Below are 14,063 nucleotides of genomic sequence, written 5' to 3' on the forward strand. Positions count from 1 at the left end.
AGGAAGCAGTGCAGATATAGAGTCATATCAATTCTTTGTGCACTGACAAGCTCAACTTCTTATGAACAAAATAATAAATAGGGATTAAACCTATTGAAATATAACAATACAAATAGTACATATAAACGGAGGAAAAAATTATGGGTAACATTCTCGACAAGTTCTCTCTTAAGGGAAAGGTTGCATGGATCACAGGCGCATCATATGGTCTTGGTCTTGCTTATGCTAAAGCGTATGCAGAAGCCGGAGCTAAAATTGTATTCAATGATATCAAGCAGGAGCTTGTAGACAGAGGATATGAAGAGTACAAGAAGCTTGGAATTGATGTATACGGCGCTGTATGTGACGTTACTAACGAGGAACAGGTTCAGAAGTTCGTAGCAGATGTAAAAGAAAAGGTTGGTACTATCGATATCCTTGTTAACAATGCAGGTATCATTAAGAGAATCCCTATGCATGAGATGAGCGTTGGCGAGTGGAACGCAGTTATCAATGTAGACCTTACAGGTCCTTTCATCTGCTCTAAGGCTGTTCTTCCGGATATGATAGAGAAGAAGTCCGGTAAGATCATCAATGCTTGTTCCATGATGTCAGAATTTGGCCGTGAGACAGTTTCAGCCTATGCTGCAGCTAAGGGCGGACTTAAGATGCTCACCAGAAATATCTGTTCTGAGTATGGTCAGTACAATATCCAGTGCAATGCTATCGGACCTGGCTATATCGCAACTCCTCAGACAGCACCTCTTCGTGAGAAGCAGCCTGATGGATCAATGGCTCCATTTGATCGTTTCATCCGTAGTAAGACACCTGCACAGAGATGGGGACACACAGAAGATCTTATGGGCCTTGCAGTATTCCTTGCTTCTCCAGCTTCTGACTTTATCAACGGTCAGGTTGTATATATTGATGGCGGTATCTCAGCATACATCGGACAGGATCCTGCAAATCTTGACGAATCCAAGTTCGCTGATGAAATTGAAGAGCAGCCTGATGTAAAGGTTAATGACTGATAAATAATATTGTTGCAGGCGAGCCCTATTAAGGTTCGCCTGTTGTTGTAAGGAAATATAAAAATAACGAAATATAAAAATATCGAAATACAAAATAACGAAAGGAAGTATCCGGTAAGTTATCTATTATCGGATCAAAAATAGTATGAAGATAGCACTCATTAATGAAAACTCACAGGCAGCTAAAAATGCCGTTATCTATAATGCACTTAAGAAAGTTGCTGATACCAAGGGATTTGAAGTAGTTAACTACGGTATGTACTCATCTGATGATAAGGCTCAGCTTACATATGTTCAGAACGGCATCCTTGCAGCAACACTTCTAAACAGCGGCGCAGCAGACTTTGTAGTAACAGGATGCGGAACAGGTGAAGGCGCTATGCTTGCGCTTAACTCATTCCCCGGCGTTATCTGCGGACATGTAGAGACTCCTCTTGATGCATACACATTTGCCCAGATCAATGATGGCAATGCTATATCACTTCCATTTGCTCTCGGATTTGGATGGGGCGGAGACCTTAATCTTGAATATATCTTTGAAAAGCTCTGGTCCGAGCCATTTGGCGGCGGATATCCTAAGGAAAGAGTTGTGCCTGAGCAGAGGAATAAGAAGATCCTTGATGAAGTTAAGAAGGTAACTTACGTTCAGGATATGTCAGTTATCCTTAAGGGTCTTGACAAGGAGCTTGTAAAGGGCGCATTTGCCGGTGAACATTTTGCAGAGAACTTCTTCAAGGACTGTAAAGATGAGAAGATCGCAGCTACTGTAAAAGAGATCATTGGATAATTATTTGATTTTTTGAATGTATATTTCCCATCGTTACAGGAAGTAATAGGGGAATGTCCAGAAGTACATGGATGTACTTCTATTCCCATCGGTACAGGACGTAATAAAGGAGCGGATTTTGGATCAGAATTACAGATCAACCTTGTGGGTTGTTGGAGATAGTACTGTATCAGGTTTTAACGACAAATATTATATGCCAAGGGTAGGATGGGGTGAAGGCCTGAAGCTGTTTTTTAAAGACGATCTTCGCATCATTAATCTTGCCATTTCAGGAACAAGTTCCAAGAGTTTTAGAAAGACTGATAACTACAGATCTTTTCTTGAAGGAATAGCTGAGGGCGACTTCCTTATCATTGGCTTTGGACATAATGATGAGAAAAGAGGCGATTCCACCTTCACATCAGCTATTGGAGATAAAGATAGCGAAGGATCTTTTGCACAAAGTCTATACAGATACTATATAAAACCTGCAAATGATAAAGGAGCTTCCTGCATCCTTGTAACACCGATAGCAAGAAGAGATAAGAACCTTATATATAAAAACGACTTCGTTCATATAACGCCTGATGGAGATTATCCGGAAGCTATAAGGCAGCTGGGTATAGAATTGTCTATACCTGTGTGCGATCTTACGAAGCAGACTGTAGATATTGCATTTAAAGTTGACACAGGTGATGATCCTGATAATAACACGCTTATGATGCATGCAAGGACAGGATCAAGGCCTATATGCGTTGATGATACTCATACAAGTATGTTTGGAGCTGCAGTCAATGCTTATCTTATTGCGCAGGATATAAGAAAGTCAGCTCCTTCTTTGGCTTTATATCTAAAGGATGAGTATGATGATCCTTTGGAACAAGCAAGCTACTGGGTCAGTAAGTCGATAAATAAAGATTACAAAGATCCTGTTTATATAAGGCCCGATAAAGGAAGCGATTATTGGAATGCAGCATCTGATGAAAATAAAAATGTATGGTACCCGACAGTTTTTGGCGATATAAGCGGACATGGCCCAAAGAGTGACGACTTTTCTTTTGACCAAAAGGATGGATCGCTTTATATATCTGCCGGCAATCATGGCAATAACGGCAAGATTTCAAGTAAGTCAGATGGCATAGCTATGTATTATATCCGTATACCTGTATCAAAGAACTTTAAATTAAGTGCAGACATTAAGATTGAAAGCTTTAATGAATCCGGAGGTCCCAGCGACTTTGCAGCATACGGACTTATGGTAAGAGATGATATCTATGTTGACAGTGCTATAGGTGAGCTTCTGGGAGACTATGTCTGCGCCGGTGTTATGTTTAATCCTTCATATCCTAAGGGAACTAACACCTTTGCAAGAAAGAGCGGTGAACTTGACTTTGAAGGCGGAGAGCTCATAGCAGAACCCAAGCTTCATGACGTAAGGCATATGACAATAGAGTCTACAAGAGATGGATATAAAGCAAGTATAGAAGGCTACGATGCAGTATCTGCAGGTTATGATTATACGCTCACAGCAGTTGATCCTGAATATGTCTACGTTGGTATATTTGCATCAAGAGCAGTAGCTATAAGCGCAGGCAATATAAGCCTTGAGATTGACGGGCAGATAAGCAGTGGTTATGATTGTTATGAATCATCAGGAAGATAGGCAGCGTATATGATTGCTATGAATCAATTGGAAGATAGGCAACGTATATGATCGTTATGAATTTCTTAGAAGATTGGTAGCTTATATGATTGTTATAAATCTTTCCGAAGACAAATTATTGCTGGTTTGATTTATATCATATAGATAAAAAATGTAAAAGAGGTAGTAAAATGTCAGAAATTAAAAAAGACGCAAATTGCGGTTATTGTATGAGAGATGAGCATCTTGATGCTTTCGGAATCTATATATGTGATCTGTCTGTAAGTTCACTCATCCTTTTCAAGGAGCAGAGCCATCCTGGAAGATGCATAGTTGCTTACAAAGATCATGTAAGTGAGATCGTTGATATATCAGATGCAGACAGAGATGCATTCTTTGCAGATGTAAACAGAGCATCTAAAGCTATTCATAAAGCTTTTAATCCCGATAAGGTCAACTACGGAGCATATGCTGATTCCGGCTGTCACCTTCATATGCACCTTGTTCCTAAGTACAAGGATGAATTTGAATGGAATACAACTTTTGAGATGAATCCTCAGAAGAAATTCCTTACAGATGATGAGTACAAAGAGATGATCGAGAAGATCAAAGCAGCTCTGTGATATATATTTGCAGATTCCCCACTTGAACGGACCAGCATCCGCAAAGACTTTATAGGGGTGGGCAGTATATAAATCATCGCCACACTGTTAATCGTTTTATAATTCATGGCACGATATCTGGAGATTTTTATTCTGGGGTCTGAAACTCGCTACGCTCAGACATGCAGACCCCTGGCAGAATAAAAATCTCCATCTATCATGCTCATGAATATAATAAAACGATTAAAAAGTGTGGCGATGATTTATATACAGCCCACCCCTATAAAGTCTTAGCGGATGCTGGTCTGTTCAAGTGGGAATAATTGCAGCTCTCTATCTTTTTATATCATAGTTCATATTCATCAGATTCCTGATGGTTTCGGCATTGTCTGTTATGTTGGCATCGCCTCTTATAGTATGCTTGATTACTGATGATGCTACAGCGAAATTGATCATCTCATCTGCATCGTATCCGTTCATCATTGCATAGATAAGACCGCTTGCAAAGGCATCTCCTCCGCCAACTCTGTCCAGTATATTAAAAGTAAACAGCTTTGATTCTGTAGTTTCACCCTGATACCACATGAAGGCTTTTAAGCTGTTTTCAGAACCCGAATGGGCATAGCGTACATGCCTTGCTATACATTTGATATTAGGATATCTGGATACGAAGTGTCTGAATATCTTATCCTGTTGTTTGAAAGATGGCTGGAAGGGGACGCCGTCTTTTAAATCTCCTTTTTCGTGATCATTATCATCCTTATATAAGTGATAGGGTTCTATCCCGAAGAGTACATCAACATATGGAAGGCATAACGTGCAGAAATCCCTGGCTTCTTCCCAGGTCCAGAGAGTAGATCTAAAGTTCCCATCAAAACTTACGGTGATATTTTTTTCTTTGGCTACTTCAAGGCATTTTAGAATAAAGTCTGCGCAGCTTTTAGAAAGAGCAGGAGTGATACCTGACAGATGAAGCCAGTCATAATCACATAGAAGAGCATCTATATCGACTTTACTAAAATCATACTCGCTAAAAGCTGAGTGTTTACGATCATATATTACCTGGCTGGGTCTTATACCGTAGCCGGTCTCAAGATAATAAGTTCCAAGCCTGTGGGTAGGAGTTTCATCAGGTGTTGTCAGGATTATGGGAGTGCAGTGTACGTCGTTACTTCGAAGCATCCTTACAGCGGATTTACCAAGACTGTTATCAGGTACTACGGTAAAAAAAGTTGAGTCTATCCCAAGGTTTGCAAGAGCAAGAGCTATATTGGCTTCACTTCCGCCATAGCTTGCATCAAAGCTTGTTGCAACCCTTATCTTGTCATAATTAGGAGGGGTTAGGCGAAGCATGACTTCGCCTATTGTAATGAATTTTGGAGAATTATTATTTCTTAAAAGCGGATTACTGTGTTCCATGATTGGCCTCATTATTTTTAGTAAAAAGTTTGAAAACTCATCATTTTCAAACTTTTTACTATTAGATTCTATATTTATTTTTAGTTAAGGCAGGATTTCATTACTTCATAAGCGCCTTTTTCTTCTATCATCTTAGCATAACCTGTAACAGCTTCTTCGAATCCTTCAATCTTGGTAAGGTCTTCGCCCCAGAAATCTGTATTTGAAAGAACTGCATGAGTAAGAGCAGAAACGTCGTCATCCTTGTGAGCATAGTAGAACTCAAGGATAGGCCTGTCATCGCTTATTACATATTCGGATGGTCCTGAAACTACAGGGGTAACAGCGGCGCTAGGACGAACAGCTTCAAGTCCCTTATCTGTAAGCTCTTTGCCCTGATGATAGAACATCTCATAGAAAGCAAAAGATGCAGTGATACATACAGGAAGCTTTCCGTATTTCTCTACATAACCCTTGAAGGAAGGCATAACTCTTGCTTTCCACTTGGAAGTAGAGTTAAGAGAGATGGACAGGAGCTGGTGGTCTACATAAGGGTTAGCAAAACGATCTGTTACATCGCTTGCAAACTGTTTGCAGTCGTCAGGATCAAGTGTAAGTGTAGGAATTACCTCTTCATAGAGGAGCTTGTCCATAAATCCGTGGATAGTCTCATCATGCATACAGTCACGTACGATATTCTCACCTGCAAGGTAAGCGCCAAGTACAAAGGAAGTATGTGCTCCGTTAAGGATACGAACCTTTCTCTGTTTGTAAGGCTTGTGGTCATCACAGATGAGGATTGGAAGGTCAGCCTCTTCACAAGGGAACTCTTTCTTTATGGACTGAGGTCCTTCTATAACCCAGAAACCGAATACTTCACCCACATCTACAAGATCATCATGATATCCGTTTTCTTCTTCGATCTTTTTAACTTCCTCAGCATCTCTGATACGACCTGGAACGATACGGTCTACAAGTGTAGAACAGATGATGTTCTCTTCATCGATCCACTTCTTGAAGTCATCTCCAAGATTCCACAGGTCAGCATACTGAAGGAGACATTTTTTGAGCTCCTTACCATTGTTGTCGATAAGCTCACATGAGAGGATGATGAAACCCTTGCCCTTCTGATCGCCAAATTTCTGGAAACGTCTGTACATGAACTGGCAGAGTTTACCTGGATATGAAGCAGCTGGCTTATCTTCAAACTTGCAGTTTGGATCATAAGCGATTCCTGCTTCTGTTGTATTACATGTAATGAATCTAAGATCCGGGTTATCTGCGCAGGCCATAAGAGCATCGAACTCGGCATATGGATCTATGCAGCGTGATACGCAGGAGATGACTCTTTTCTTGTTGACTGCCTGACCATTCTCCTGTCCGCGAAGATAGAGAGTATAAAGTCCGTCCTGATCATTGATCATGTCATGGATCATTGGAGCTGCAATAGGCTGTACCAGTACAACCTTAGAATTAAATCCAGCCTTCTCATTCATAAGATCAATGAAATAGTCTACAAATGCGCGAAGGAAATTGCCTTCACCAAACTGAAGTACTCTTTCGGGAGCATCCTTTAACAGGTATCCGTCGTATCCGTTTTCCTCAAGTGTTTTGTAACTTAAAGTTTTCATTTTTAACCCTCTCTTTATTAAATATATGAATTATTTTCTATAAATAAACATTATTAAATCCATTTGTAAGATCGTTGAATTGAAATGTTAGTATTTGGATCTTGGTTTATACACAATATTTAAAGCGTAAAAAGAAGTAACAATTAGTCTTGATCAAAGTGTTACACCCTGTTTGAATATTGCAAGGTCATGATATCCTGCATCTTCAGACTTTACAGTTTTGCCGGAAGCAACTTCGAGAACGTACTCGAATAGTTTTTCTGACAGACTGCTTACAGTATCTGTCTCTACGATAGTGCCGCAGTTAAAGTCGATCCAGTTCTTTTTCTTGTTATAAAGAGCATTGTTGGTAGAAATCTTAACTGTAGGTACAGGGCTGGCAAAAGGCGTTCCTCTTCCTGTTGTAAAGAGGATGATCTGTGCTCCGGAAGCGGCAAGCGCCGTTGATGCAACAAGATCATTGCCTGGGGCAGAGAGAAGATTAAGACCCTTTTCATGTACAGGCTCTGCATACTTAAGTACGCCTTTGACAGGAGCACTTCCTGACTTCTGAGTACATCCGTTGGACTTATCTTCGAGAGTTGAGATGCCTCCGGCTTTGTTGCCCGGTGATGGGTTCTCATATATTGTCTGGTTGTGAGCTTTGAAGTAGTTCTTAAAATCATTGATAAGGCAGACTGTCTTATCAAAGAGCTCTTCGTTTTCACATCTGTTCATGAGCTGCTGCTCTGCGCCGAACATCTCAGGTACTTCAGTAAGGATTGTCGTACCTCCTTTGCTTATGAGAATATCCGAAAAGCCTCCTACAGTTGGATTGGCAGTGATTCCGGAAAGTCCGTCGGAACCTCCGCATTTCATGCCGATTATAAGTTCTGACGCACTGCATTTTTCTCTTTTGAAAGTCTTAACATATTCTGCAAGATCGGTAAGGATGGCAAGTGCATCTTCAACTTCATCTTCAGAATTCTGACCTACAAGGAATTTGATCCTCTTGTCATCATAGTCGCCAAGGTACGGCTTTAAAACATCGATATTGGAATTCTCGCAGCCAAGGCCAAGAACCAAAACGCCGCCTGCATTTGGATGTCTTATAAGATCAGCAAGAATCTCTCTTGTGTTCTCCTGATCATCGCCCATCTGAGAGCAACCATAAGGATGATTGAATGCAAAGATGGATTCAAGGGATCCGCCTACAAGATGCTGAGCGCTACGCTCTATCTCTTTGGCAACTGAGTTCATGCATCCGACAGTAGGAATGATCCATATTTCATTACGAACGCCGACTTTGCCGTCAGATCTTCTGAATCCGTCAAAAAATCTTTCTTCTGAGCCGGTGATGCTTGCATGCACGGGATTATAGTTATATTCAAGAAGTTCACCAAGAGCGGTTCCTATATTGTGTGTGTGAACCCAGCTTCCCATAGGAATGTCTTCTTTGGCGATCCCGATCTGATTGCCGTATTTGATTATCGCATCGCCTGATTTTATTTTGGCAAGCGCAAACTTGTGTCCCTGGGGTATATCCTGAAGCAAAGTGACTTTGATGTCACCAAGATCGATAGTCTTATCTTTTGAAAGAGGCATCAGAGCAACTGCAACGTTGTCTGAGTCATTGATTCTAATAAATTCTTTCATAAAGCTCCTTATGTGTATATTTTGAAAAAAATTTTATGTAATTACGTTCCAAAATTATCCAAAACAAAGACTAAAAAGTCGCATTAATATAGTTTTTTTATAAAAATGTAAGTGCTTACATAAAATATAAGACCCTTGCCTTAAAATGTCAAGAAGATTATCAGATTGCTTGCTGTGGAAGAAAGTGAAAGGAACTTTTAAATGAAAGGCTTTTTAAGATGATTTCATCTTCTTTTGTAAGAGTTTACAAAAATGGACTTCAAAAACTGTGCAGTTTTGAAGTATAATATATGTGGTATGGCTTTTGGCCCTTTTTCAGATTTAAAAACAGTCCTAATGCCATGCAACTTATTTTGTTGTTGTAAAAACGAGATATTGCATTAGCACATACTATGCAATAGTATTTATGACAAATCATGTTAGGAGGATTATTATGAGTACACCACACAATCGCGCGGAGAAAGGTGATTTTGCAAAGACAGTTCTGATGCCGGGAGATCCCCTCAGAGCCAAATATATCGCAGAGACATTCCTTGAAAATCCCAAGCTTGTGAACGATGTTAGAAATATGTTTGGATATACTGGCACATATAAGGGAGTTCCTGTTTCTGTCATGGCATCAGGTATGGGTATGCCAAGTATTGGTATCTATTCTTATGAGCTTTACAAATTCTACGATGTAGAGAACATCATAAGGGTTGGATCTGCAGGAAGTTACAGAGCAGATGTAGATCTTCTTGATGTTGTACTTGCAAGCAAGGCTTACAGTAAGTCAAGCTATGCTATGGTACAAGGCGGCGGTCAGGGAGAGTTCATGTACCCTGATGATAAGCTCAATGAGGTTATAAAAGGCTGTGCTGATGAATCCGGAATCAAGGTTCTTGAAGCACCTATCCATTCAGGAGATGTGTTCTATTACCAGGATGGTTTCAACAAGTTCAAAGAGCTTAGTGAGCAGCAGGGCTGCGTATGCGTAGAGATGGAGAGTTTTGCTCTTTTCCATAATGCTAATGTTCTTAATAAGCATGCTGCATGCCTTCTTACTATCTCAGACAGCCTTGTAACAAGCAAGGAGACAACTGCCAAGGAACGTGAGACAAGCTTTAACGATATGATCAAAGTAGCTCTTGAAGCTGCAGCAAAGCTTGATGCATAAATAATAGTAGCGCATGAAGTGCCGCGTTGTGTATATCATACAGCGCGGCTATTTTTGTAATAACATTAAGGAGCTGGAGCATTACATGCTTGAAGTAAGAGATATTCAAAGATCATATGGCAAGAATAAGGTTTTGAAAGGGATATCGTTTGACGCTCGTCCCGGTGATCAGATCGCGATAATAGGAAGAAACGGAAGCGGCAAATCAACCTTCCTTCGTATACTTGCAGGAATAGATAAGCCTGCGTTCGGTACGATTTCTTTCTGGGGGAGCAGGGCTGATAAACATAAGTCTGTTTTCAGACAGTTTACAGGATACCTTCCTCAGGACAACCCTCTTTTGGATGAGCTGAGCGTTCAGGACAATATAAGCCTTTGGAGCGGAAGAGGAGGGAGACCTTCTCAGGAGCTTATAACAGAATTTAGCCTTGATGATATTCTGAAGATGAAGGTATCACAGCTCTCTGGCGGTATGAAAAGACGTGTTGCAATAGCCTGCGCCTGCGTTAGTAATCCGCCTGTGCTTATTATGGATGAGCCTACGGCGTCTCTTGATATTTATTTCAAAAAAGAGATAAGAACCTGGATGAAAACATTCAGACAGGGCAACGGTATCATCATTGTTGCAACTCATGATGAACTTGAGATGAATGACAGCACCAAAGTTTATAGCATGGAAAATGGTGTGCTTAGGCATACATAAATATAATAGATAAATGAAAAAAAAATTACCTTTTACAATATATACGAATTGAATACAAGAGAATGCTTACAAGCTTTGCACATATGCTTTTATCTATCATGATCATGGCTATTATAATAGGGATAGGCATGACTGGAGCTTTCTACGTGATGTCGCATATTACTGATTATGAGAAAGTAACTGTCGCCATGGTACTGCCAAGCAGCGAAGAAGCCGGCACACTCAAGGCTCTTTCGTCACTTATCCAGATGCAGGAGAGCGTAAGCGATATAGCTGATTTTACTTACCTTTCTATGGATGAAGCAAGTAAAGGCATAAGAGATGGTTCTGTGCAGGCTGCGATCATTCTTGGAGATACATTTATAAATGATATCATGACGGGTATCAATACCCCTGCAATCGTCCTTCTTCCTGAAGATACCAAGCTTAATACCCAGGTTTTTCATGAAGAGGTAAGGGATGGAATATCTCTTATACGAACCGGTGAATCAGGAATTTATGCAGTTACTGATGCCTGGATACATGGGTATTCTATGGTTATTTCAAGAAGTGACATGGAGAATCTTCTTACAGATCTTTTTACAAGGAATGCTCTTGATAGAAACAGTGTTATAGCAGATACCAGCGTATCAGCTTTTGGAGAAGACACTATAATGCAGTATTACATAGCGTCAGGCTTTGCTGTGATACTTCTTTTTGCAGGTCTTTTATTTGGAAATCTGTACTCAGGTAATGATCTTGTTGTAAGAAAAAAAATCCGTGTCAACGGTATAGGTGTTGTGTTATCAGGATTTGTAAGAATTCTTGTTATGGCGACATTTTTACTCTTTATATCAATTATTATGATATGTATGATAATGATATATTCAGCTGTTACAGGAGCGGTTACGGATTTTTATTTTGAGATAGCACTGATTCCGGGACTTTTAATTTTATCTTTTTCCCTTGCAGGATTCTTTCATTTTATATATTCGCTGTCTGATATAGAAGCACAGAATGCAATGATACTGATATTAATGGCGATATTTATGGCTTTTTCGTCAGGCTGCATTTTTCCAATGGCTTTTTTGCCTGATGTATTTCAGAAAATCGGTGGGATCATGCCCATGAGATTGTGGAGAACAGGGGTTTCTTTGATCCTTTTTTCATATCCTGATATAAAAGTTATCTTGTCGCTTCTTGGCACGGGATTACTGTTTGCTGCAGGAGGAGTAGTATGTCAGAACAGAAAAATGCAAACCTGAGAAGAGGAAGCAGATGGTTTGTGCTTCTTTTAAAACGTCAGCTCAAAAGACCTTTTCTTTGGGTGATCGCTCTTTTTATGATCATATCCGTATTGGCTATATTCTATGTAACAGCGCCTGATGTTAATAACAAAAGGATTCTTTTGTATAGTGCAGATGAGAACGCTCTTGAAGATAGCTATAGTCAAAAGCTGATAGATGATCTTTTAACTGCCTCTCAAAAAAATGATACGATCTTTGAATTTGAACGTATAGAAAACTATGACGCGCTTATAGACGAAGTTACGAGAGGAAGTGCAGAATGCGGATTTGTATTATCAGAGGATTTTGATGAAAGGATAGCTTTGTGTGATACAAGTGATCTTATAGAATATGTCTCATCCAATTATACGACCAAAGGAGAAGTTGCCAGGGAGACAGTATTTGCAGAATTCTTTGAAATATATGGTAAGATCCTCATAGACAGTGAAAGCTATGAGATATTTGGACGAGATGACTTTGAAATAACTGCCTGGCTTACAGATGAATATGACAGACTCTTATCAGGAGATGATGTCTTTAACGCAGATTATCAGACTGTAGAAGGAATAAAGGCATCAGAAAGCGATAAGAAGATGCAACCTGTAAGAGGACTTGTAATGATCCTTATTACGATGGCTCTTTTGCTAAATGGAAGTGAGAAGTTCTACGGAAGCGCAAGCTGTGTTTCTAAAGCGCTTCCTTTTGGAGAAAAGACACGTTTTGAGATCCTTTTGTATATTACAGGTATTATTGTTCCCGGTATCACAGGCTTTGTGCTTATAAGGATACTTGATCCTTCTGTGGATGTTTTTTTAGATATCCTTTTGTATATCATCTTTGTGATGGCAGCAGTCATATGGACTTTTCTTCTTAGTAAGCTTTTAAACAATGCAGTAAGTTATATGGCCTGGATCATGACTTTTCTTATAGCGCAGGTTATCATATGCCCTGTGTGGCAGGATGTATCGGAATATGTGCCATCCTTAAAGCCGGTGTCATATCTTTTTCCTGCAGGTGCATACTTAAGGATCATAGAGTATCTTACTCACTGATTTTATAATTTTTAAAGTATACATTTTTGAATCTTTGATTCAAAAATGTATGGATACTTTGCCGGGCTCTAGTAAGTACGGTTTTTCGCCGCTTTCTTGTATTACAAGTCGGCACAGATCATCAATTGCTATTACCTTGCCGGTGTGCTCTTCTTTATCTATATCAAATTTGACATTTTTGCCGATGATAAGTGAATGTTGTCTGTAATCATTAAGGAAGCCTTCGTGGTTTCCTTTTTTGAAATCTTCATAGTATCCGAAGAAATAATTCAGAAATCCCGCAGTTATCCTGCTTCCGCCATCATCTACATTATCTTCGAACAAAGATCCTGCAATATCAGATAATTCCGGAGGAAATCCGCCTTTAGGAGGATATAGATTGACACCGCATCCTGTAATACTAAAGCCAAGAAGTCCGCTTTCAAGATCCAGAGCTCCTTCTGTCAAGATGCCGCATACTTTTCGGCCATCTAAAAATAAGTCGTTGACCCATTTGATCCTTACATCCTTGCCGGATACATCTCTTAAGGCTCTGCACATGGCAGATGCTCCCATGCAGGTTATAAGACCTGTTTTAGAGCTTGAGAGATTGGAGGGTCTTAGAAGGATACTTAGATATATTCCCGAACCTGCCGGTGAATAGAATGTATGCCCTTTGTGTCCGCGACCAAGACTCTGCTGTCTAGAAAGAACCACAAGACCTTCAGGTTCTCCGGATAGAGCCATCTGATAAGCAACCGAGTTAGTGGACTGGGTTTCTTTTAAAATCTTGAAATTGACAATATCCTGTGGTATGTCAAGATGCTTTCTGATGCTTTTTTCATCAAAAACATCACTACTTGGCTTTAGCATGTAGCCTTTATTGGTTACTGCATCTATAAGATGACCTTCATTTTGAAGTTTTTTGATGTTTTTCCATATTCCGGCACGGGATATCCCTATGGTTGATGCCAGTTCCTCGCCGGATATATATGAACCTTTATTTTCGATTAAAAGATCAAGGATCTTCTCTTTGGCGGACATTAGTGGTATTCCTTCTTTCTGGCTTGTTTGTAAATTGCTGCGGCGTATTTTCGTGACGTTAGCCTTTGATGCGCCGTTCAATGAGTATAATTGCCCTTACGTCATGATAACAGACACTGAGCCAAAAAGCCATTTTTACCTTATTTCCAAAAACATGTCGTTCGTCGCATCAAAATTACG

At 39.9% G+C, this 14,063-nt stretch carries 12 protein-coding genes; 8 read left to right on the forward strand and 4 right to left on the reverse strand.

The window, feature by feature from the left end:
* The first annotated feature begins 140 nt into the window (after positions 1-140).
* The 4 genes from I7804_RS04570 (at position 141) to I7804_RS04585 (ending at position 4,041) form a co-directional block, all read left to right on the forward strand.
* Positions 141-1,010: a gluconate 5-dehydrogenase gene (locus I7804_RS04570; RefSeq protein ID WP_022754757.1), complete on the forward strand. Its 870-nt coding sequence runs from the start codon at positions 141-143 to the stop codon at positions 1,008-1,010.
* A gap of 145 nt (positions 1,011-1,155) precedes the next feature.
* The gene (locus tag I7804_RS04575) at positions 1,156-1,797 is read left to right on the forward strand and encodes an RpiB/LacA/LacB family sugar-phosphate isomerase (RefSeq protein ID WP_022754758.1); all 642 of its coding nucleotides are present in this window, start codon (positions 1,156-1,158) and stop codon (positions 1,795-1,797) included.
* A 118-nt stretch (positions 1,798-1,915) separates the two neighbouring features.
* Positions 1,916-3,439 (forward strand): GDSL-type esterase/lipase family protein, encoded by a 1,524-nt coding sequence (locus I7804_RS04580; RefSeq protein WP_248405179.1) that lies wholly within the window; start codon positions 1,916-1,918, stop codon positions 3,437-3,439.
* A gap of 170 nt (positions 3,440-3,609) precedes the next feature.
* Complete coding sequence (locus I7804_RS04585; RefSeq protein ID WP_074757870.1) at positions 3,610-4,041, forward strand: HIT family protein; 432 nt, start codon at positions 3,610-3,612, stop codon at positions 4,039-4,041.
* A 312-nt stretch (positions 4,042-4,353) separates the two neighbouring features.
* Here I7804_RS04585 and I7804_RS04590 read toward each other — a convergent pair whose 3' ends face one another.
* The 3 genes from I7804_RS04590 to I7804_RS04600 form a co-directional block, all read right to left on the reverse strand.
* Positions 4,354-5,439, reverse strand: coding sequence for a sugar kinase (locus I7804_RS04590; protein ID WP_027216002.1), 1,086 nt, complete (start codon positions 5,437-5,439; stop codon positions 4,354-4,356).
* 80 nt (positions 5,440-5,519) lie between these two features.
* Positions 5,520-7,049 carry a tagaturonate reductase gene (locus I7804_RS04595; protein WP_248405181.1) on the reverse strand — a complete coding sequence of 510 codons (1,530 nt, stop codon included), beginning with the start codon at positions 7,047-7,049 and terminating at the stop codon, positions 5,520-5,522.
* Positions 7,050-7,202: 153 nt separating this feature from the next.
* Complete coding sequence (locus I7804_RS04600; RefSeq protein WP_248405183.1) at positions 7,203-8,684, reverse strand: UxaA family hydrolase; 1,482 nt, start codon at positions 8,682-8,684, stop codon at positions 7,203-7,205.
* A 433-nt stretch (positions 8,685-9,117) separates the two neighbouring features.
* Between I7804_RS04600 and deoD the strand changes: the two genes are divergently transcribed.
* The 4 genes from deoD (at position 9,118) to I7804_RS04620 (ending at position 12,860) form a co-directional block, all read left to right on the forward strand.
* Entirely contained in the window at positions 9,118-9,840 is a 723-nt protein-coding gene (gene deoD, locus I7804_RS04605; RefSeq protein WP_022759054.1) for a purine-nucleoside phosphorylase, read from the forward strand.
* A gap of 85 nt (positions 9,841-9,925) precedes the next feature.
* The gene (locus tag I7804_RS04610) at positions 9,926-10,543 is read left to right on the forward strand and encodes an ABC transporter ATP-binding protein (protein ID WP_248405185.1); all 618 of its coding nucleotides are present in this window, start codon (positions 9,926-9,928) and stop codon (positions 10,541-10,543) included.
* 62 nt (positions 10,544-10,605) lie between these two features.
* Complete coding sequence (locus I7804_RS04615; RefSeq protein WP_248405188.1) at positions 10,606-11,787, forward strand: ABC transporter permease; 1,182 nt, start codon at positions 10,606-10,608, stop codon at positions 11,785-11,787.
* Positions 11,760-12,860: a hypothetical protein gene (locus I7804_RS04620; RefSeq protein ID WP_248405190.1), complete on the forward strand. Its 1,101-nt coding sequence runs from the start codon at positions 11,760-11,762 to the stop codon at positions 12,858-12,860. Before I7804_RS04615 ends, I7804_RS04620 begins: the two co-directional genes overlap by 28 nt.
* Positions 12,861-12,899: 39 nt before the next feature.
* On the opposite strand, the gene I7804_RS04625 is transcribed toward I7804_RS04620, so the two are convergent.
* The gene (locus I7804_RS04625; RefSeq protein WP_248405192.1) at positions 12,900-13,883 is read right to left on the reverse strand and encodes a biotin--[acetyl-CoA-carboxylase] ligase; all 984 of its coding nucleotides are present in this window, start codon (positions 13,881-13,883) and stop codon (positions 12,900-12,902) included.
* Positions 13,884-14,063 lie beyond the last annotated feature (180 nt).

The sequence above is a fragment of the Butyrivibrio fibrisolvens genome, assembly GCF_023206215.1.
Taxonomy (GTDB): Bacteria; Bacillota; Clostridia; order Lachnospirales; family Lachnospiraceae; genus Butyrivibrio; species Butyrivibrio fibrisolvens_C.